Origin of the sequence: Trichocoleus sp. AS-A1 (assembly GCF_039962015.1) — a bacterium.
GTDB lineage: Bacteria > Cyanobacteriota > Cyanobacteriia > Cyanobacteriales > FACHB-T130 > FACHB-T130.
The window spans coordinates 92,665-114,470 of the sequence record NZ_JAMPKG010000005.1 but is presented as its reverse complement, the minus strand read 5'-3'; the positions used below and the strand labels follow the sequence as shown (position 1 = coordinate 114,470).

Annotated in this window: 17 protein-coding genes; 12 read left to right on the top strand and 5 right to left on the bottom strand. The window is 47.4% G+C overall.

Translation table 11 applies throughout. The annotated features are described in order from the left end of the window. Positions 1 to 22 precede the first annotated feature (22 nt). The 3 genes from NC994_RS05795 to NC994_RS05785 are packed head-to-tail and all read right to left on the bottom strand — an operon-like array spanning position 23 to position 4,487. Positions 23 to 1,570, bottom strand: coding sequence for an ATP-binding protein (locus NC994_RS05795; RefSeq protein ID WP_190438592.1), 1,548 nt, complete (start codon positions 1,568 to 1,570; stop codon positions 23 to 25). Next, a complete protein-coding gene (locus NC994_RS05790; RefSeq protein WP_190413057.1) occupies positions 1,567 to 2,013 on the bottom strand; it encodes a response regulator in 447 nt (148 codons plus the stop codon). The genes NC994_RS05795 and NC994_RS05790 overlap by 4 nt, the downstream gene beginning before the upstream one ends. Positions 2,014 to 2,054: 41 nt before the next feature. Continuing rightward, positions 2,055 to 4,487 carry a PAS domain S-box protein gene (locus NC994_RS05785; protein WP_190438590.1) on the bottom strand — a complete coding sequence of 811 codons (2,433 nt, stop codon included), beginning with the start codon at positions 4,485 to 4,487 and terminating at the stop codon, positions 2,055 to 2,057. 340 nt (positions 4,488 to 4,827) lie between these two features. Here NC994_RS05785 and typA point away from each other — a divergent pair, with 340 nt between their 5' ends. Next, positions 4,828 to 6,618, top strand: a complete 1,791-nt coding sequence (typA, locus tag NC994_RS05780) for a translational GTPase TypA (RefSeq protein ID WP_190413055.1) — start codon at positions 4,828 to 4,830, stop codon at positions 6,616 to 6,618. A gap of 268 nt (positions 6,619 to 6,886) precedes the next feature. Here the strand turns inward: typA and NC994_RS05775 are convergent, their stop codons facing one another. Next, positions 6,887 to 8,107 carry a type IV pilus twitching motility protein PilT gene (locus NC994_RS05775; protein WP_190438589.1) on the bottom strand — a complete coding sequence of 407 codons (1,221 nt, stop codon included), beginning with the start codon at positions 8,105 to 8,107 and terminating at the stop codon, positions 6,887 to 6,889. Positions 8,108 to 8,316: 209 nt separating this feature from the next. Here NC994_RS05775 and NC994_RS05770 point away from each other — a divergent pair, with 209 nt between their 5' ends. The 7 genes from NC994_RS05770 (at position 8,317) to NC994_RS05740 (ending at position 15,384) form a co-directional block, all read left to right on the top strand. After that, positions 8,317 to 9,474: a DUF58 domain-containing protein gene (locus NC994_RS05770; RefSeq protein WP_190438587.1), complete on the top strand. Its 1,158-nt coding sequence runs from the start codon at positions 8,317 to 8,319 to the stop codon at positions 9,472 to 9,474. 95 nt (positions 9,475 to 9,569) lie between these two features. Further along, complete coding sequence (locus tag NC994_RS05765) at positions 9,570 to 9,932, top strand: ferredoxin thioredoxin reductase catalytic beta subunit (RefSeq protein ID WP_190413052.1); 363 nt, start codon at positions 9,570 to 9,572, stop codon at positions 9,930 to 9,932. A 626-nt stretch (positions 9,933 to 10,558) separates the two neighbouring features. Further along, positions 10,559 to 10,960 carry a DUF309 domain-containing protein gene (locus NC994_RS05760; protein ID WP_190438586.1) on the top strand — a complete coding sequence of 134 codons (402 nt, stop codon included), beginning with the start codon at positions 10,559 to 10,561 and terminating at the stop codon, positions 10,958 to 10,960. Positions 10,961 to 11,092: 132 nt separating this feature from the next. Next, on the top strand, positions 11,093 to 11,605 hold the full coding sequence (locus tag NC994_RS05755) for an LptA/OstA family protein (protein WP_190413050.1): 513 nt from the start codon (positions 11,093 to 11,095) through the stop codon (positions 11,603 to 11,605). A 103-nt stretch (positions 11,606 to 11,708) separates the two neighbouring features. After that, complete coding sequence (lptB, locus tag NC994_RS05750) at positions 11,709 to 12,437, top strand: LPS export ABC transporter ATP-binding protein (protein ID WP_190438717.1); 729 nt, start codon at positions 11,709 to 11,711, stop codon at positions 12,435 to 12,437. A 194-nt stretch (positions 12,438 to 12,631) separates the two neighbouring features. After that, the gene (locus NC994_RS05745) at positions 12,632 to 13,795 is read left to right on the top strand and encodes an LptF/LptG family permease (RefSeq protein WP_242028858.1); all 1,164 of its coding nucleotides are present in this window, start codon (positions 12,632 to 12,634) and stop codon (positions 13,793 to 13,795) included. A gap of 419 nt (positions 13,796 to 14,214) precedes the next feature. Continuing rightward, the gene (locus tag NC994_RS05740) at positions 14,215 to 15,384 is read left to right on the top strand and encodes a hypothetical protein (RefSeq protein ID WP_190438585.1); all 1,170 of its coding nucleotides are present in this window, start codon (positions 14,215 to 14,217) and stop codon (positions 15,382 to 15,384) included. A gap of 47 nt (positions 15,385 to 15,431) precedes the next feature. Here the strand turns inward: NC994_RS05740 and NC994_RS05735 are convergent, their stop codons facing one another. Beyond that, positions 15,432 to 16,862: an NADP-dependent isocitrate dehydrogenase gene (locus NC994_RS05735; protein ID WP_190438584.1), complete on the bottom strand. Its 1,431-nt coding sequence runs from the start codon at positions 16,860 to 16,862 to the stop codon at positions 15,432 to 15,434. Between the two features lie 681 nt (positions 16,863 to 17,543). Between NC994_RS05735 and NC994_RS05730 the strand changes: the two genes are divergently transcribed. From NC994_RS05730 to NC994_RS05715, 4 genes are all read left to right on the top strand, one after another. Further along, entirely contained in the window at positions 17,544 to 18,224 is a 681-nt protein-coding gene (locus tag NC994_RS05730; protein ID WP_190438583.1) for a response regulator transcription factor, read from the top strand. Positions 18,225 to 18,373: 149 nt separating this feature from the next. Beyond that, positions 18,374 to 18,868, top strand: a complete 495-nt coding sequence (locus tag NC994_RS05725; RefSeq protein ID WP_190413045.1) for an adenylyltransferase/cytidyltransferase family protein — start codon at positions 18,374 to 18,376, stop codon at positions 18,866 to 18,868. A gap of 113 nt (positions 18,869 to 18,981) precedes the next feature. Continuing rightward, positions 18,982 to 19,704 carry a GUN4 domain-containing protein gene (locus tag NC994_RS05720; RefSeq protein ID WP_190413044.1) on the top strand — a complete coding sequence of 241 codons (723 nt, stop codon included), beginning with the start codon at positions 18,982 to 18,984 and terminating at the stop codon, positions 19,702 to 19,704. Between the two features lie 482 nt (positions 19,705 to 20,186). Next, positions 20,187 to 21,791 (top strand): GAF domain-containing sensor histidine kinase, encoded by a 1,605-nt coding sequence (locus tag NC994_RS05715; RefSeq protein WP_190413043.1) that lies wholly within the window; start codon positions 20,187 to 20,189, stop codon positions 21,789 to 21,791. The last annotated feature ends 15 nt before the right edge of the window (positions 21,792 to 21,806 follow it).

The window sequence follows — 21,806 nt, the reverse complement described above, 5'->3', positions numbered from 1 at the left end:
GAGAACTGCTATAAATGACAGTTTAATTTGCAAAATACGCAGTCGCATCGTCTAACTCCTCGGTAGACATCTGACTGTTCAATGGCAACAGCACAGTAAAAGTAGTGCCTACCCCAACTTCACTCTTGACGGAAATCTGACCGCGGTGCAAGTCCACGAATTTTTTAACAATTGATAATCCCAGCCCAGTACCGGGAATCTTGCCAACATTTTTGGCTCGATGAAACACTTCAAATAGCCGTTCTTGGTCGGTTGGAGGAATGCCAATTCCTTCATCTTTAATTTGAATCGTTGCCTGTCCATCATGACAAGAAAGTTCAAGCTGGACAGTGCCGCCTCGCGGTGAATACTTAATTGCATTCGAGACCAAATTTGTCAGAATATGCCATAGAAGTTTTTGATCCATATATACCTGGGCACATTTACATTTACTGGCAAAGATGAGCGTGTGTTCTTTCCCAGTTGTAAACTGAATTTCCTCCATCAAATCGTGGCAAAATTGTTTTAAATCAAAAGGCTCTACATTAATCTCTAATTCTCCAATTTCTGCTCGGCTAATTGTCAAAACATCTTCTAACAACTGTGTCATATGTTTGGCAGCCGAGCGAATGCGATTGAAATATAAAGCTTTTTGCTCTTCAGTAGCTTTATAGTTGTAATGTTCAAGGAGTTCGGCAGACATGAGGATCGTGTTGAGGGGATTGCGAAACTCATGGGCCATCATTGAAACAAAGTAAAATTTCCCTTCATTCAGTTCTTTTTCTTTTTCCAAAGCAATCCGAACTTCTTCTGTCCGCTTCCGTTCGGTAATGTCCCGGCAGTTGACAACAACTCTAGGAATTCCTGACTGGGGAATAAAATTTTTGCAAATTGCTTCTAATATTTGCCAAGAGCTATTTTGATGTAGAAATTTAAATTCTGTAAATAGAGTAATATCGGTTTTTTTAACTGCTTGATTGAGAGTATCAATCACCTCAGTTACGTCTTCAGGATGAATAAAATTATAGAGTTTTTTGCTAACTAGCTCTTCCGGTTTGTAACCTAAAACTTTCTCAACGGATGGACTTGTGTAATAAATAGTGCCATCAGTATCTAGAACAGCGATGATGTCTAAGGCATTTTCGATCAGTAAGCGGAAGCGTTCATCATTTTCCCGTAAAGCTTGTTCTGCTTCGCGCCGTTTGCGCCGCTCAACGGCTTCGCGCAACTCGCGTTCAACTGCGGGAATTAATCGCGCCAGGTTGCCTTTCATCAAGTAGTCAGAGGCTCCAGCTTTCATCGCAGCGACTGCGACATCCTCTCCAATGTTGCCGGAAACAATAATGAATGGTGAATCTAGCCCTTTGTCTTTCAACAAAGTTAAAGCAGCAGGAGCGCTAAAAGTGGGCATTGAGTAGTCTGATATGACAATATCCCAATGTTGTTTATCTAATGCTGTATTCATGGCAGCAGCTGTATCTACCCGCTCGTAAATCGGCTCGTAACCACCGCGCTCTAGTTCGTTGAGCAGTAATTCAGCATCATCTTCTAAATCTTCAACGATGAGAACTCGCAGCGGTTGATTCATCATATTCCTAGTAACGGCGGGGCTTCATTGAAAAGCAGCCAATACATTCCCAACTGCTTTACTGCTGTCATAAATTGTACATAATCTACAGGTTTGCGAATGTAACTGTTACAACCGAAGCTATAGCCGTTGAGTCGGTCTTGCTCCTCTGTTGATGTCGTGAGAATGACGACTGGCAAGAGTTTTGTCAGATCGTTGGCACGCAGTCGTTGCAACACTTCTAAACCATCAATTCTGGGCATTTTTATATCTAGTAGAACGACTGCGGGTAGTCTGTTAATGTCCCTGTCAGTGTACCTACCTGTACCAAACAGATAATCGAGTGCCTCTACTCCATCGCGGGCTACTACAACATTGTATGGAATACCGCTTTGATCCAAAGCAAGTAAGGTAAGCTCTTCATCGTCAGGATTATCTTCCACCAATAGGATGTGTCGGTTATTCAATTTATTTTCCGTTTAGAAGCTAAGTTTAAATTCTGCCCGCCTTAGAGCGTGAAATAAAAAGTTGCACCTTGTTCTACTGCGCTTTCGGCCCATACTCGACCACCGTGGCGGTGAACGATTCGCTGGACAGTTGCCAGTCCAATGCCAGTTCCGGGGAACTCAGTCATTGAGTGTAGGCGCTGAAAGGCTCCAAACAATTTGTTGGCATAAGCCATGTCAAAGCCAGCGCCATTGTCACGTACAAAATAAGCAGGTTGAGAATCTATCTTTAGTGTGATGCCAAATTCAATACAAGCATATGAGCGATTTGACGTAAATTTCCAGGCGTTATGAAGTAGATTTTCCAGAATTATTCGTAGCAGCCGCGCATCCCCTTGTGCAACAATGCCTGGAGCGATCGCAACTTCAACGGGTCGTTCCGGTTGCGACTGTCTTAGTTCAATGACAATCTCAGAAGCGATCGCGCTTAAATCAACTTCCGTGGTACGCATCTCGGTGCGTGTCACCCGCGAAAGCTCCAGCAGGTCATCAATGAGTTCTCCCATGCGCTGGCTGCCTGCACGAATCCGATGCAGGTAGTGTTTGCCTTTCTCATCCAGCGTGTCAGCGTAGCGCTCCAAAAGCGCCTGACTAAACCCATCAACACTCCGCAGTGGCGCACGTAAATCATGGGACACCGAATAAGAAAAAGCTTCCAGTTCCCGATTGGCGGCTTCGAGTTGTGCAGTCCGTTCGACCACCCGGCGTTCCAAGTCTTGATTGAGTTGTGTAATTTCCTGCTGGAATCGTTTGCGATCGCTAATGTCTTCAACAATGGCAATAAAGTACCTGAGTTCGCCTGCACAATTACGCACAACCGATCCAGTCAGATTAATCCAGACTGGGGAGGTGTCTTTGCGGATGTAGCGCTTTTCCATTGAGTATGTTGAAATCTCACCAGCTAACATTCGACCAACATTTTCGAGGTCAGTATTGAGGTCATCGGGGTGAGTAATATCTTGGAAAGTTCGTTCTAAAAGTTCCTCACGAGTGTAACCAGTAATATCGCAAAGCTTTTGGTTCACTAGTCGCCATTGTCCATTCCTTTCTACCTCTGCAATCCCGACAGCAGCTTGATTGAAAGTGGCACGGAATCGTTGCTCGCTGTTCCGCAACGCTTCTTCCACCTGCTTCAGTCCAGTAATGTCCCGGGAGATACCCAGTACAGAATTGATTAAACCGTCTTCGGTAAATTCTGCAACCAGGCGAGATTGATAATATTTCAGACCATTCGGTGTCGGAAACTGAAATTCAACAACATTCTCTTGACCCGTTTCAAAAACTTGGCGGAAAATGCTTTCCCATTGGGAGACGAGATCCTCAGACATTCCTAATTCGCGATTCGTTTTGCCGATAAATACCTCAGACGGTACTCCTGTTGCCAGTTCTATTGCTGAGTTGACATAGATATGACGTAAATCTCGATCGAACCGGGCAATGATATCTGGAGTATTTTCGATTAGTGCTTTGAGTTCTTGTTCTCGTTGGTGTAGTGCTGCTTGCGCCTGTTTACGCTCAGCAATTTCAGCTTCTAACGATGCGTTTATGGTTATTAATTCTGCCGTTCGTTCCCGAACCCGAATTTCTAGTTGCTCGTAAGCTCGCTGTAATGCTTCTTCTGCCCGTTTGCGCTCGGTAATTTCCCGACCTTCTGGAATTAATAGCACCACTTGTCCTGTCTCGTCTTTCACAGGTTTGAGCGAGGCATCAACAAACATTGTGCCTTGAGGAGTGGGCAGATTCCCTTCAAAACGAACAAAGTTACCGTTTGCTGCTTCGGTAATCGCTGCTTTCCACTGATTCAGGAATTCGGTGGGTAGGTTCCAAACTTCATCCCAAAATGGACGACCGACTATATCCGCCGCCTTAATTCCAACGAACTCTAGCGCTGTTTGATTAATCTCTAAGACAGTGCCATCCGGTTTTAGTAATCCAATGAATTGAAATGTTTGGTTAAAAATGGCGCGGAACCGTCTTTCACTTTCGCGTAGCGCTTCCTCCACTTGCTGACGCTCTAGTATTTCGTTTCTCAGTGCCTGGTTTACCGCTTCTAATTCTGCTGGACTAGGGAGAACCAGCGCTTTAGGGATCAATTCTGACAGCAGCACCGCCGTACCGAGGGAGACAATTGCAGTAAACGCTTTGATCCATCCGGCTAGCCAGTAAGTAGGATGCCACAGCGTCCAGATTTCCATTAGATGAGTGGTGCCGCAGGCGATGATAAAGCTGCCAAACAGCAGAAAAATCCAGTTAAAAGGCACATCTCGTCTTTTGTAGACGAAATAGACCAGCATGAATGAAATCGAATAATATGCCAGCGCAATCAAAGCATCTGACGAAACATGAAGCCAAACTAAATCTGGCTTCCATAGATAGCAGTGTCCGTGGGGAATAAACCCTGCTGAAGCCAAAAGGGTTCTCAGGAAATCTGGCATGAAGTCTCCCTCATGTTGTGCTTGGTGATAAGATTTTCCTCGCCAATTCTCGTCTTCAGTTAGGCTAAGGGCGATCGCATTTCTTGGCAGTGATTCGTTTCACACGGCTACCGCAATCATTGCGTCAAATAGTGTCTGTGATGCCTGTGCCTCACGCGCTCTGGCACCGGAAAGGCAAAACAAAAATGAAGGATGGGGATGCATAAAACTAGCGCCATGTTTCGGGCGATTAGGCTAGAATTGTTAAGGCTTCTTTACAGGATTTATGTTAAATCCCAAATTCTGTTAATAAGCCAAGAGACATCTATTTCAATCTCAACACCCTCTCTGGCACGCTTCTATGACGCTCCCTATTCGTAACGTCGCAATCATTGCCCACGTCGATCACGGCAAAACAACCCTCGTTGATGCCCTCCTCCGGCAATCTGGCATCTTCCGCGAAGGCGAAGACGTTCCTGATTGCGTCATGGATTCCAATGCCCTAGAGCGGGAGCGAGGCATCACAATTCTGGCGAAAAATACCGCCGTCAGATATAAAGAAACCCTGATCAATATTATTGATACCCCCGGACACGCCGATTTTGGTGGTGAAGTCGAGCGGGTGTTAGGCATGGTTGATGGCTGCATCTTGATTGTAGATGCCAATGAAGGCCCCATGCCCCAAACGCGATTTGTGCTGAAAAAAGCCCTGGAAAAGGGACTGCGCCCCATCGTTGTCGTTAATAAAATCGACCGTCCTCAAGCCGATCCCCACGGCTCAATTGATAAAGTCTTGGATCTGTTTTTGGAATTGGGTGCAGATGACGATCAGTGCGATTTCCCTTATCTGTTTGCCTCCGGTATCAATGGTTATGCCAAAAATGACCTGGAATCCGACAACATGGATATGCAGCCCATGTTTGAGGCAATTCTGCACCATGTCGCGCCACCTGTAGGCGATCCAAATAAGCCTCTACAACTGCAAGTGACAACCCTGGATTATTCTGAATATCTGGGTCGGATTGTGATTGGAAAAATCCATAACGGCACAATCCGGATGGGGCAACAAGTGGCTTTGGTGACGGAAACCAGCGCCATTGTGAAAGGTAAAATCTCCAAGTTGATGGGTTTTGAAGGCTTAAAGCGAATTGATTTGGAAGAAGCCTCCGCGGGAAATATTGTGGCGGTGGCTGGTTTTGCCGATGCAAATATTGGCGAGACAATTACTTGTCCGAACGAACCGCAAGCTTTGCCGCTGATTAAGGTAGATGAGCCTACCTTGCAAATGACCTTCTCGGTGAACGATTCGCCCTTTGCCGGACAGGAAGGGACGATGGTGACATCACGGCAAGTACGCGATCGCCTGTTCCGCGAACTTGAAACGAACGTCGCCCTGCGGATTGAAGATACCGACTCTCCCGATAAATTACTCGTTTCCGGTCGAGGCGAACTTCACCTCGGCATCTTGATTGAAACCATGCGTCGGGAAGGCTATGAATTTCAAGTTTCCCAGCCGCAAGTGATTTTCCGCGAAGTCAGCGGTCAACCCTGCGAACCTTACGAATGTTTGGTGCTGGATGTCCCGCAAGAAGCGAGTGGTGGCTGTATCGAACGTTTGGGGCAGCGCAAGGGCGAAATGCAAGATATGCAGATGAGTGCCACGGGTCGCACTCAACTAGAATTTGTAATTCCCGCCCGTGGTTTAATCGGCTTCCGGGGTGAATTCATGCGCCTCACCCGTGGCGAAGGGATTATGAACCACAGTTTCCTAGACTATCGCCCCATCACCAGCGATATGGAAACTCGCCGCAACGGTGTCTTAATTTCATTTGAAGAAGGCGTTGCTACCTTCTACGCGATGAAGAATGCTGAGGATCGGGGTGCATTCTTTATCACTCCGGGCACCAAAGTTTACAAAGGCATGATTGTCGGGGAACACAACCGCTCTCAAGATTTGGAACTTAATGTCTGCAAGGCCAAGCAGCTGACGAACCACCGTGCTTCTGGCGGTGATGAATTAGTGCAGTTGCAAGCGCCAATCGATATGAGCTTAGAGCGTGCCTTGGAATACATCGGTTCAGATGAATTGGTGGAAGTTACTCCCAAGTCAATTCGTCTGCGGAAGGTGACGAAGAAGTTGGCGAAGCGGTAAATGATTCGACAACAATAGCCCCAGGTTGAAGCCTGGGAGCTACACGAAAAAAGCCCGCCATCGCGGGCTTTTTTTAAGAGCGATCGCGCATTCCTTATCGCCTTTATCGTTCCGATGCCATACACTGCCATACATCAGTAGGGGAGTAGGAACAGGGCAATGCCCTGCCCCTAACAAACGTTAGAAATGCAATAGATTCCACTTAACTGCAAACCGCTCTAGATGGCATCCGAGGTGCGATCGCTCTAACTTTCCTGTAAAACCCAGCTTACATCCAGGTACGAGTCGAACTAGAAGCGTCAATTCCACCTGTGCGGATACGGCGATCCAGATCGTTGGGATCTGGGGAAGCACTCAATGCCGCCTCTAGCGTAATCCGACCCTCTAGCATTTGGTCGTAAAGCGCCTGATTCATCACCTGCATTCCATCGAACGTGTCATCTAGCATCAATCGATAAGCTTCCTCATCGTCACCCTTGAGCAAGTAATCTTGCATCGCCGGGGTATTGATCAAGATGTCATGGACTGCCGTGCGACGACTATCCGTGGTTGGCAGCAGCAGTTGTGCAATCACTGCCACCAAAGAATCGGTGATCTGAATTCGCATGGCTGGCTGTTCATCGGCGTTGTACAAGTTCAACAAGCGGTTAACCGCGTTGATGGCGTTGCGCGTGTGCAGAGTGCCTAAAACTAAGTGACCTGTTTGGGCAGCTTGCAGGGCGGTATTAACGGTAATGCGATCGCGCATTTCCCCAATCAGAATCACATCTGGATCTTCCCGCAGAACTGACCGCAGTGCCGCGTGAAACTCATTGGTATGCAAACCCACTTCCCGTTGACTAACCAAGCACTTTTGGGAAGGGTGGACAAATTCAATCGGGTCTTCAATCGTGACAATGTGCTTATTCGTCGTCTCATTCAGATGACGAATCATCGCCGCTAAGGTAGTTGATTTTCCCGATCCCGTGGGACCTGTCACCAAAATCAATCCTTGCGGTTTGCTTACAATATCCTTGAGGACTGGCGGTAAGCCTAAACTATCAAGTGAAGGAATCTCTAGGCTGATCAAACGCAGAACCATTGCTCCGCCCATCAGGGATTCAAAACAATTCACCCGACAGCGCACGAAACCTGGGTAGAAAATTGCCGTATCCAGTTCCTTGTTTTCTGCAAACTGCTTTCGCTGAGCAGGCGTCAGGATCTCGGCAAGGTTTTGCTCAAAAATTTCTGGTGTTACCTTGAGCTGACCCTCAGCCTCTACCATCTGACCTCGAATCCGATATCTGGGAACTTGCCCCACTCGAATATGGATGTCCGAGGCTTTTTGAGCATACGCATCTTTCACCATCTGTTTGATGGAAGTCGCGCTGTTCACTTCTGGGGGTCGCCCTGGCTGCATCTGCGGAGGAACGGGTGGTGGCGGTAGTGGTGGTGGCATGCGTGAAGGAGCTTGTGCGCGAGTCGCTTCAGCATCATTGGCTTTGGTCATTTTTTTCCCCCTGGGTACTTACTGGGTCCGGCAGCATCGGTAAAACCACAGTTTAATGGATCTTGCCTTTAAAAATTTTCTTTAAGTCAACCGTGAATGTCCTTAATTCTAAAAAATTACCAGACAGGTGTAAAATCTCTTATTTATTTGTAATCAGAATTTTGTTAAGGTGCTGGGATAGCTAGACTCTAGACTGGGCAGCGCTGTTTATGAATATCGGTAATCGGATAGCAGACTGGCTGGAAACTCGGTGGGTAACGCCAGCCTACGCTGGGTGGATATTGGGAATCATCGCCGTCTGTTTTTTTGGAGCTGCCACGAACACAATGGCGGGGTGGCTGTATGTTATTAGTGGCCTCAGCTTTGCGCTACTCGGAATTGCAAGCTTCCTATCCGTGCGATCGCTTCGTCATCTTCAAGTCACCCGACGCCCTATCCAGCCCGTCAGCGTTGGCGACGATTTAACCATTGAATTAGAAATTGAAAATCCGGTTAACCATCCCAAAACCTTACTTTTAGTCCGGGACGTTCTTCCCTTTGTACTGGGACAACCCGTACAAACGGCAATTGAAACGATTTCTCCTCATAGCATTCACCACTGGGTTTACTACCTACCCACGCAAAAACGCGGAGTTTATCGCTGGAACACCGTACAACTGAGAACTGCTGCCCCTGTGGGATTATTTTGGTGTCGCCGCCAGCGTGAAGTTGCTGCTACAGCATTTGTTTATCCCACCGTTTTACCCCTGACCAACTGCCCGATGGTGGATGAAATTGGGCAAGAAAAAAGTCCCCTGTTTCTGAGTTTAGATCGCCGTTCTCAAGCTGCAACAGAAGGAGTCACGCGATCGCTTCGTCCCTATCGAGTCGGAGATCCCACTCGTTTAATCCACTGGCGAACCAGCGCCCGTTACGGTGAATTCCAGGTACGCGAACTAGAAGTCTTTACAGGTGGACAAGAAGTAATTATCTGCCTCGATAGCGCCACCAGTTGGAATCCAGAGCATTTTGAGCAAGCAGTCATTGCGGCAGCATCCCTGTACTTCTATGCCAGTGGGCGTCAGTTAAGCGTAAAACTTTGGACAGCCTTCACAGGTTTAGTGCAAGGTCATCGCGTGGTTTTAGAAACTCTAGCCGCAACCTACGCCGGAGAAGATGCCCGTGCTGGAGATCCACCGACGCTTCCCTTAATCTGGCTGACTCCCAATCATGTTACTCTAAGCTCTTTACCCCCCGGTAGCCGTTGGATGATCTGGATGCCGGAGTCTTTAACTGAGCCTGCAATGCCTGTGAATCGCAATTCCCCTGGAATTGTCATCAATAGCGATCAGCCGCTACAACTTCAGCTACAATCCCCTCTGAAGTAGGCTTGCCCGATTGCATCGATCCCAGCCAATCCCCTTCAGGAAAAGGCTTAAGATACAATGCATAAACACCTGTCGATCTCGCGTCATCTCATATTATGAACCCATCAGAAACTGAAACAAAATCCAGCGAAAAAAGTCTAGAGGCGATGCGCCATTTCTCCGAAACTTACGCCAAGCGTACTGGCACCTACTTCTGCGTCGATCCTTCCGTAACAGCCGTAGTGATTGAAGGACTCGCCAAGCATAAAGATGATCTGGGTGCCCCTTTGTGTCCCTGTCGTCACTACGAAGATAAAGAAGCAGAGGTACATGCAACTTTCTGGAATTGTCCTTGCGTACCGATGCGAGAGCGAAAAGAGTGCCACTGTATGTTATTTCTGACAGAAGATAACGAGTTTCGCGGTGAGATGCAGGAAATCTCTCTTGAAGAAATTAAAGCTGTACGCGATAGTATGTAACGATTTGCTCTAGCTAATCGCTAATTGAAAAGTTGCTAGTTATAAATGTTTTTTAGCCTAACTACCAATTATCGATTAGCGATTAGCTGAAGCATCAAACTTATCATGTCGGTAACAGCCACACGTCCCAGAAAGTCCTCAAAATAAAGCCTCCCGCGTGCTAAAAGAATTTTTTAAATTCCGCTTGGTTGGATAAATCAGGAAAAAACTACCCCCTAAAATCCACGTTTTATTGGTTTGCCTGGGCTGATAAACCTTATACCAATTAAGTAAGATTGGAATTTTAAAAACAAGTAGCGATCGCAAGCTAAGCAATTAAAAAAAGTTACTCAAAAGGTGATATTAGTCAATAGAATAAAAAAAACAAATGAATTTCTATTTTAACTTTATTTAAACTTAAATAAAGCATTTCACAGCAGTTTTTTCTATCCGTTAAAAACTTAAAGCGATCGCTTGTTTTGGAGGCTTTCCATCACCCACGCGCGAAGCAGCTAAACATAGGCATCTTCGTCTGGAGCGATAAGTGTGGTGATGCCTGAACACAACCATAACCACAAGGGAAGGTGCTTGACGGTAGGGAACCGAAAACGGCAGAGTAATGAAATTATTAATATAGTTCCCGACTAATGACTGAAGAAATCCCATCTGAATTTTGGCAAGGGATCGAAGAGTTTAATCAGCATGAATTTTACGCCTGCCACGACACCTTAGAGGCTCTGTGGATGGAAGCCAGCGAGCCGGAAAAAAGGTTTTATCAGGGAGTGCTGCAAATTGCCGTTGGATGTTATCACCTAGGCAACCTTAACTGGCGCGGTGCAGTTATTTTACTGGGAGAGGGAATGCGCCGCTTGGAGGCATACGAACCTGCTTACAGTGGAATTGATGTCACCGAACTGCGGGAACAGAGTGCCGAACTGTTGACAGCACTGCAAGAAGCTGGAGCAGAAAACGTGGTTGATTTTATAGAGCAGATGCAACAAAACGAGAATGCTTCACAGTTACCGAAAATAGTGCGAGTAGAGGCTTAGAAACTTCTCAAGACTCAGAAACGTCGGGATTGTTGTGCCTAGTTATCGCTGGATTTGTTCTGGATCGATGCTTTAGAAAGAGTAAACTAGGCACAAGAGCCGATCACCGTCTTTGATGTCTCCGCAAGACCCATGATGTCCTCATTTCAATTTAATCAAAGTCTAATGCGTCGCCTGGGATTAGTGCTGATGCTGCCAGCTGTTTTAGCCGGAGCGATCGCTATCCCCACCCAAATCCAAACCGCCCAAGCTCAAACCGCCGATGACGGACGTGCCCTCACCGTCCGTTCTGATGTGCAAGAAGCCAACTCGAAAACAGGCGTGGTAACAGCTCGTGGCAACGTGCAAATGTATTACCCCTCACGGCAGATTCAGGCAACTGCTGCCCAAGCTCAGTATTTCAGCAAAGAACGCCGCATCGTTCTGAGTGGGAACGTCTACGTCCTGCAACAAGGCAATAGTCTCCGAGGCGAGACAATCACCTATCTGATCGATGAAGGACGCTTTGTTGCCCTGCCTCAGTCCAATCGGCAGGTAGAATCAGTTTATCTGGTCGCCGATCCAAATTCTCCAACTACACCCGTAGCGCCACCAGCTCCCGCCGTCAATCCTAAACCAGCCTTCAAAACGCCGAATAGTCGCTAGCCATTTGTCACATGGCTAATCGCGAATCGCGAATGGCTAATCGCTAATGGCTTTTAATAATTAGCAGTTAGCCATTAGCAAGGAACAATTAGCTATTTCGATGATGAAAATCGTACTGGAGAATATTCACAAGTCTTACGGCAAACGTGCGATCGTCAATCGCGTTAACCTTTCAGTGGCGCAAGGGGAAGTCGTGGGACTACTCGGCCCTAACGGTGCTGGGAAAACGACGACCTTTTACATTGCAACTGGCTTGGAAAAACCCGATCAAGGTACGGTTTGGCTGAATGACCAGGACATCACCACCTTACCCATCCACAAACGAGCGCATTTAGGCATTGGCTATCTTGCTCAGGAAGCCAGTATTTTCCGCAACCTCACTGTCCAAGACAATATCCTCTTGGTGCTGGAACAAACAGGCGTGCCTCGTCGCGAGTGGCAAAACCGTCTAAAGGGTTTGCTGCAAGAGTTTCGGCTAGAAAAAGTTGCAAATACGCTGGGGATTCGGGTATCTGGAGGAGAACGTCGGCGCACCGAGTTGGCGAGATCCTTAGCGTCGGGGCGAGAAGGGCCAAAATTTTTGCTATTGGATGAGCCGTTTGCCGGTGTCGATCCGATTGCCGTATCGGAGATTCAAAAAATTATTGCCGGACTGCGCGATCGCTACATGGGCATCTTGATCACCGATCACAACGTCCGCGAAACCCTCGCCATCACCGATCGAGCCTACATTATGCGCGACGGACAAATCCTCGCCTCTGGCAATTCAGAAGAACTCTACAATAACCCCTTAGTGCGACAGTACTACTTAGGAGATGACTTCCAAAGATAGCCTTGGGTAATCGGTAATCGGGAATTGGTAATCACAAGAGTCATCAGTAAGAAGCATTGAATTTTGAAACCACAAGAGAGTTTTGAATTCAAAATTTCAGACGCGATAACCGTAAGTCTACTCCTTAAAACTTTCCTCCAATTACCCATTACCCATTACCCATTACCCGTTACCTACCCATCGATCCTTGACCAATGACCAAATCTTTCAATCCGCTCTCCCCCCTGATTTCGACAGTCTCGGTGATGGATCGCTATATTGGCACCGAGCTGGTCGCGCCTTTCCTATTTGGCATGGGATTCTTTTCTTCCATCGGGGTAACGATTGGCAGTTTATTTGACCTGATGAGAAGGACTGTGGATGTAGGTCTACCCGCATCGCTCGTATTGAAAGTCCTGCTGTTAAGTCTGCCACAGTTTATGGCGTATGCCTTTCCCGCCTCAGTGCTACTGGCTGCCTTATTAACCTATAGTCGTCTCTCCGCTGACAGTGAGTTGGTTGCCCTGCGTAGCTGCGGGGTGAGTATTTATCGATTGGTGCTACCAGCGATCGTCCTGAGTTTTGTTGTGACCGGCATCGCCTTTACGTTTAATGAGTATGTAGTACCCGCTGCGAACTATCAAGCCAAAGTTAGTCTAGATAAAGCTCTAAATAAAGAAAAGCCATCTTTCCAAGAACGCAATATTTTTTATCCAGAATATACGAAAGTTAAGCTACCCAATGGCGACAGAGAACAAGTGTTAAAACGCCTGTTCTATGCAGAAAAATTTGACGGTCAGAAGATGGAGGGATTGACAATTTTAGATTGGTCTCAGGAGGGTCTCAATCAAATTGTTACTTCGCAATCTGCTGCTTGGAATCCAGGACAAAATACCTGGGATTTTTTCAAAGGCACGATTTATTTAATCTCTCCCGATGCTTCCTACCGCAATATTTTGAAGTTTGAACACCAACAGTTGCAGCTGCCTCGTACCGCCTTGGATTTGGCAAATTCTGGGCGCGACTACGGCGAAATGAATCTTGCACAAGCCAGAGAACGTCTGAAATTAGAACGCCTCAGTGGCAATCAACAAAAAATTCGCAAGCTTCTGATCCGCATTCACCAAAAAATAGCTTTACCGTTTGCTTGTGTAGTTTTTGGTATCGTGGGTGCCGCTTTAGCGAATAGACCGACTCGCACCAGTAAAGCGACAGGTTTTGGGATTAGCGTGATCGTAATTTTTGCTTACTATTTGTTAATGTCCGTCGGTGATGCTCTGGGACTAAGTAACTTCCTCTCTCCCGTAATTGCTGCTTGGTTACCGAATCTGTTTGGATTGGGAGCAGGGGCGTGGTTCCTGCTTCGAGCTGCCCGCTAAACTTTAAGGTAGTGTCATCGTCAGTCGTGTAGGGACGGTTCTCGCTCAAGATATTGAGCGATAGCGAAGCATAACGCACTGTGCAAATTACTGTTTTTCTCTCCCTAATTGATTGGGGAGAGAAAAAGTTGCACATGGCCTAAGCATATCTATAAACCCACCCGTTCTTGGTAGAGGCATATCTGTTCCCTGCCCCTCAGTGCGTGTTTTTCGGTTTCTAGTAACTAATGCTCGTTGAGCGATCGCAACCTTTCTATCTTCCTAAATTTAAACTTTAGTAAACTAAAAGCTTGGCTAAAATTTTACAAAAATGAAAGAAATCTTTTAACAAACTGTATATTAAGACAGTTCCTGTTCAAGGCAATAGCGTATAAAATCGACTTACAATCCCTTGTGCAAGTCGAGCTGCACTACAGCTTATGTCATCCTCCAAACAAGTCCCTGCCTCCATCCGCTATCTCAAAGCACGGTTACGGACATTCGCGCGCCCTGCGTTTTGGGGATCGGCGATCGCACTGGTGATGATGGTGATAGGGGTATGGGAGTACTGGGTACACCCAGAATGGCTTAACAGCCTTTTAGATGGAGAAACGGAGAGTGGGCAAGTCGATTCCGCAGACAATCCCTCGGATGACCCAAACCTTTCTCAAGAAAGCAGTGTGATTGGCGCTGATATCGATAACTTGCCCGCGCTCATGCAGGAATTTAATCGCGGCACTAATCAAGGCGCTGGCAAGAAGGGAAAGGAAAAAGCTCAAGATCCCACCCAGCAAGAAGGTTTATTTGAGCAACTGACTCGCAACCCGGCGACTGCTTCTAATACAGAATCGACCGCGCAGCCTCAAGCGATCGCAGGAATCCCCAAAGCTCCGCAAAACTCGAACAATCCATTTCTGACATCAGCACAAGATTTATTAAATACTGGATTAAATGTTGGCCCCCAGCCCAATACAGGGGCATTTTTGGGATTGACACCCACGAACCAACAGGCGGTAAATCCTACTACAACAGCAACCTCTACTCCGAATCTAGGCTTTGGCGTGCCCAATTTAACTAACCAGAACCAAAACGTCCTGCCAGTCAACTCCCTGCAACAAGCGTTGAATCAAAATTCCGCAAACCAAGCAGTAAACGCATCGCCATCGGGAAATACGTCTCAACAAACGCTTCCCAATTCCACATCCACTGGGCAAATGGCACCACCGCCAGCAAGTGCCCTAGCGAACACTACAGGCTATAGCACTCCCTTACCCACGACTAGCAACGCTACTCAGGGTTCTTCCACCCCGAATTCTTACACCTATTTAACCCAACCCCAGGCGGTTCCTCCCGTTGTAGCACCTGCTGTCCCCGTAACACCACAGATAGCACCGCCAGTGGCACCGATAACGACCAGTAATTATGGGCAGTACCCATCTGGAGCGAACACTCAAAGAAGCGGCTTCAACAGCAACTCTGGTTTTGGCTCCAATCTTGGTAATTCCGGAGCGCAACCAGGTCAGTTGAACCAGCCTAACTTTACAGCTCCTCGTCGCGTTCCAGGACGCTACATTGGTGGGGGTCAGATTAATACTTTCTCAAATCCATAGCTGTTAGCAATTAGCTGTGGGTTGGCGAGCTAATTGCTAATCGCTATTTACTCATTACTTTGGAAGTATTTGATGATGGCGGAGGCAAATTCCGAGCATTTCAGAGGCTCCACCGGCGGTTCCATGAGTCGAGCCAAATCATAGGTGACTTCGCCGTTAGAGATCGCCTGACCGAGGCCATGCTTAATCAAGTCAGCTGCCTCCTGCCAGCCCATAAATTCCAACATCATCACGCCTGACAAAATGACCGAACCAGGGTTTACCCGATCGAGCCCAGCGTGCTTCGGTGCGGTGCCGTGAGTCGCTTCAAAGATGGCGCATCGATCGCCAATATTGGCTCCTGGACCCATCCCCAGCCCACCAACAATCGCTGCCGCTGCATCTGACAAATAATCACCATTCAGGTTCATCGTAGCGAGGATGGAATATTCATCCGGGCGAGTCTGAATCTGTTGGAAAATGCTGTCAGCAATTCGATCGTTCACCATCACCTTGTCTTTCCACTGACTGTTGCCGTGGGTTTCCCAGATGGCATTGAGAACATCTTCCACTTCACAGGTGATTTGGGCTTTTTTCTCTGCCGTCAAGGCGTCGTACCCAGGCTCAATCTGACGGGCATTTTCTTCCAAGGTAATCTCTGGATTACGGGCTTTGTTGTCCAGAATCCATGATTCTCGTTCTGTAACGCACTCAGCGCGAAACTCAGCGATCGCTACTTCGTAACCCCAATCGCGGAAAGCGCCTTCGGTGTACTTCATGATGTTGCCCTTATGCACCAGCGTCACCATCTGTTTATGCTTGGGTAGGCGCAGGGCATTCTTGATCGCACGGCGCACTAGGCGCTGGGAACCCGTCTTACTAATTGGCTTGATGCCGATTCCAGAGTCTAGGGGAATTTGCTTTTTGCCGTGTTCTGGCGTAGCTGGAATTAGCTCATTATTGAGGATGTCAATCAATTTGTTGCCAATTTCGCTGCCTTGACGCCACTCAATTCCCAGGTAGATGTCTTCTGTATTTTCTCGATAGATGATGACATCGAGTTTCTCCGGGCTTTTGTGGGGAGAGGGGGTGCCTGGGTAATACTTGCAGGGGCGGACACAGGAGTAAAGGTCAAAAATCTGACGCAGTGCCACATTCAGCGACCGGATGCCGCCCCCAATCGGGGTTGTTAGCGGCCCTTTGATGGCAATACCGTATTCTTTAATTGCGTCTAGGGTATCTTGGGGCAAATATTGGTAGGTGCCGTACTTCTCACAGGCTTCATCCCCGGCGTAGATTTTGAACCAGCTGATTTGTCGCTTGCCACCATAAGCAGCTTGGACAGCGGCATCAAAGACCTTCTGGGCGGCGGGCCAGAGGTCGATGCCCGTGCCGTCTCCGCGAATGAAAGGAACGATCGGGTTGTCTGGAACAACGGGTTCGCCATCTTTGAAGATGATACGTTCGCCCATGTCAGGAGGAGTGATTTTTTCGTACATATTGCACTTTTGTTGGATCTAGTCTAGCCAGACAATATTTTGACAGGAAGACTACCAAATCGGCTGATTCGCAAAAGTTTCGGTTAAGCTTTTTTGCAGTTTAGGCGGTTTGATTGCCATGATGTTCGCAAATCATCCAAGCTGAGGCAGGGCTGCTAGGAGGCTGTTATCTCATTTTGGATTTTGCATGGTAGAGCTGCGATTAATCGCAGCTCTACGAAGGGATCGTTGCAGAAGTTTAAACCAGACACCGAGGAGCGCAAAAAAGGATTACAGACCTAATGGTAGTCTCTAGAAGTGCTACTGGGATGAAGGAATTCGCGCTTCAAATCAAAACTTTGGCATCTATTTAGCCAAGAGGCCCTACGAGAATGGGTCGAACGGCTAATTTTTTTGAATAATCTTAAGCGCATTCTGTCATCAGCCTTTATGCTGATCCTTTAGGCTGATAATAAAGTAGACTGAGGGCGATCGCTGGTTTTGAGTCCTTCAATCTCACCAATACTGGCTGAGAAACTCTTGACGCTGCCAGATAACGTCAAGCTGATATAAAAAAGAGATATGCTGCACAAGCCGCCTCTGCGCTTTTCACAAAAACCTCAACTTACATCAAAGCGGGATGAATTCAGTTTGCAGACCTAGGCTGATATGGCCCCTGAAAGGCGCTCTTCTAGAGTAACGATGAAAAAAATTTTGCTCGTTGATGATGATAGAACCCTGCGAACTGTCTTGACACGCTACCTGCAAAACCAGGGGTATCTGGTTCAGGATGTAAGTTCTGGTATGGAGGCACTAAGCGCTTTTGAACAAGCTCCACCGGATTTGGTGGTCAGCGATGTGATGATGCCGGAGATGGACGGTTTGGAATTCTGCCGACGCCTGCGAACAACTCCTATCGGGCAATTGGTACCGTTTATCTTTTTGTCAGGCAAAGGAGAGCTAGAAGACCGAATTCAAGGTCATACGATTGGGGCAGATGATTATCTGACTAAACCCTTCGATCCCAGGGAATTAGTCGCAAAAATTGAAGCTCAGCTAGAGCGATCGCGCCGCATCCATGCGGAAATGGTACGGTTGATGCAGCAGATGGCAACCAGTTCCACCGCAGCGACAGCAATCGGAGCGCTGGGTTCTGCCACCTGCGAGCCACTTCCGTTAACACCCGCAGAGCAAAGAGTTTTTTGGGAGGTGATTCAGGGATTTACCAATAAACAAATTAGCGATCGCTTGTTTATCAGTCCGCGCACCGTTCAGACCCATCTTAGTAACATCCTCAGTAAGCTGGAACTAGAGAATCGCTCTCAACTAGTTCGATTTGCTTTTGAACACGGATACCGACCTCCCACCCATGAAGAGCCGTGAGAGATGAGGCAGTCATTGGTAGCAGTCATTGGTAATTGGTATCAATTTTTAAGTCGTAGAGACAAGGGTTGATCGCCTCTGAATTTTAAATTAAAAAATTTTCTGATAACTCAAAACTCAAAACTTATCGCTCAAAACTCTCATTACCTATGATTTCAGGCGTTTATACACTAAATGAATTAAGTCAAGCGATCGCGGCAGATCCTAGCCGATGGCGACCGCTAGTATTTACTAACGGGTGCTTTGATTTACTCCATACAGGTCATGTTCGATATTTACAAGTAGCAAAGTCCTTGGGGCGATCGCTCGTCGTGGGGTTAAATAGTGATCAGTCCGTCCGTGCAATCAAGCCCCATCAGCAGGGATTGCCTCCCCGACCTATCGTGCCTGAGCAGCAGCGGGCTGAAGTTCTCGCCGCCCTTAAGCCCGTGGATGGAGTGGTAATCTTCGACTCATTGACAGCCACTGGCTTAATTGAAACACTCAAGCCCGATATCTATGTCAAAGGAGGCGACTACAGCTTGGAAACCCTGCCTGAAACACCTGCCGTTCAGGCATACGGAGGTCAGATTGAATTGGTCAAAGTGGAAATTTCCACCTCGACCACAGCGATGATTGACCGCATCCTGCACTCAAATGATTAGCGCATTTGTCAAAAGTCATTAGTCATTGGTCATTAGTCATTGGCTACGGACTAAAGACTAGAGACTAATGACTAATGACTAATAACTAACAGCAACCTGAAATGACTTGCTTCATGACAGACCAAACGACTGCCGACCTACCATACACCAGCCAAGACCTTACCGACCTACGCTGCAAGTTTGAGTCGGGTTCTGAAAAAACGCAACTACAACTCCTCCCAGAACTTCTAAAAGCGGGTAATGCCGGTTTGGAGGTACTGATGGAATTTTTACGTAACAATCAGTCAACTCCTACCAATTTAGTTACAGCTAAAGCCTACCAGACCCTCTACAACGCCAATTTGCCAGCTGCAACTGAATTTCTTCAAACCCATTTCCCTTCCGGCATTATCCCCTTACATTCAGAACGCGGCATCGACTACAGTTCCCTGCAACACCTGCTCTTGCAACAAGACTTTCTTGCCGCTGACCGCCTAACCTTGCAAAAGCTGTGTGAATTGGCAGGTGCTCAGGCTGTACAGAGAAAATGGTTGTACTTTACAGAGGTAGAAAACTTCCCCATTCCTGATTTACAAACCATCAATAGCCTGTGGTTCCTACACTCGGAGGGCAAATTCGGTTTTTCCGTGCAACGGGAAATCTGGCTGAGTCTCGGCAAAGACTTCTTAAAGTTCTGGCCCAAAATTGGCTGGAAGAGCGGCAACAACTGGACTCGATATCCCAACGAGTTTACCTGGGATCTCAGTGCCCCTAGGGGTCATCTGCCTCTGTCAAATCAGCTGCGGGGTGTACGGGTGATTGCCGCCTTGTTATCTCATCCCGCCTGGTCAAGTTGAAAACTTCAAGGCTCAGGACTCAGGACTCAGCAAACAAGAGTGATGAGTGAATGAAGCAAGAAAGCCTCTTGCCAGCAGAAATGACTCTACTTTTCACTCTTGTTTTTCATCCTGGCTCCTCAATCGAATCACCGTCACTGAAGACTTGTCGGCTGGGTTGAGCCGAGTGCTAAACTCAACGCCTCCCTTGATTTTTGTTGCTTTCTCCTCCCTTGAAGGCTAAAGCCTTACGGCATGAACGCGCCTGCGCGACCTCAAACACCACGTCGCCAGGGCGGGAGAACCCCCGCTATTCTTGTCGTTCAACCTACGATAGAAGTCAATTTTGTTTAAACTCAGTGTCATTTACCCTTAGTCCTTTTTAACCGAAAAGCAAAACTCTCTGCTCAACGTGTTTGTTAGAGGCCTTCTTCGGGAACGCTAAGTGTAGCGGGATATTAAATTAAGTCATACAAGCAAAGCGTATGGGAGTAGGGATGGTAATGGCAGCCCCAGAAAGCAGACTTTTTTGTCGTTTGGATGGTTTGACACCGGCAGTACGAGAACAACAAAGGTTCGCTGCTTTGGGAGAATTGGGTCTACTTGAAGCAGAGATGGTTCCAGTGTTCGAGGAAGCTACTCAAACAGCAGCCCGATTTTTGGAAGCGCCGATTTGCATTTTAAGTTTAATGGCTCAAGACAAGCAGCGGATCAAAGCAGCTGTGGGTTTATCACGATTAGGGTTGATGAACGATCTCGCCACGTCCCGGCAGCTCCCACGCCATCAATCTTTGTGTACTTATGTGGTCGATAGTCATCAAGTTTTGATTGCTGGCGATACGCTAACAAATCGAGCGTTTGCTGAAACTGCTCTTGTGCAGCACTACGGCATCCGTGCCTATCTAGGGACACCGCTGCTATCATCTAGTGGAATCTGCCTGGGCACCCTGGCAGTGATGGACTTAGTGCCTCGTAACTTTACTAGCAAAGATATTGACTTTTTGGAACTTATGGCTCGCTGGAGTCTGAGTGAATTTGAGAGAAACCGTCTGTTTTTAGAAACGCGACAATTGGGGTCTTTAGAGCGTACCAACTCCAGCTATTGGTTTGCTAAGCCGTCGTCTAACGGGCAACCAGAAACGGGTAAAGACCTGGGATACAATGCCGCCTCGAACAACAGCAGTATGGGCAGCAATGCGGGTGAAGTGTTGTCCCTGACCCGTTCAACCCCTAGCCCCTCTGCAACTAGCTCCGTTAAAGTCAAACTGCTATCCCAGCTGTCACAGGAACTGCGGACTCCGTTGACTTCAATTATGGGGATGGCAAGTGTTTTGGGACGCGAAGTTTATGGGCCATTAACGACCAAGCAGAAGGAATACCTGGAGATTATCCACAACAGCGGTCAGCACTTAGTGTCGCTAGTTGATGAAATTTTGTCTCTGGGAGGGTTGGATGAGGTTAGCCAAAAACTCGATTTCACCTCTGTGGACATCGAAATGCTGTGTCAACAGGCGATTAATAACCTGCAACAGATTGCGTCTGGGCGGCAGCAACAGATTCGTCTATCTGTAGAGCCTGGAAAGCGCATCTGGTTGCTTGACAAGGATAAAGTGCGGCAAATTCTTTACTACCTGATTTTTAATCTAATTAACTCAGGGAGTGCAGGGGGCGTGGTTCGCATTCATGTCTCTCGCAAAATTGAAAAGCTGAACATTGCGGTGTGGGTTTCTCATCCCTGGCTAGGAGATGGTCTACCGCAGATTGAGTTTTATGCCCAGTCCGATATGTCGCCAAATCATCACTTAGAACCAGCTCTCTCAGAAGCCAGTGTTGCTTACATTCAAGAGCCATACTCCGTGCCGTCCCTCACATCAATGAATCAATTGTTGCTGAATGACTCTCGTGCCGCTGATTCTGCCGTCTCAGAAGGGCTGTCCCATTTATCAGTCGGCAATGGTTCTCGTGAAAGTTTGGGGTTGTTGCTGAGCTGTTTATTGGCAGAAATTCATGGTGGGCACATTTCTGTTCAAGGCTCTCCAGAAGCGGGATATCGCTATGTAGTCAGCTTGCCACAGGTGGATGCGGTGGAAACAATTGGTGATGATTGACGGACTAGAGACTAT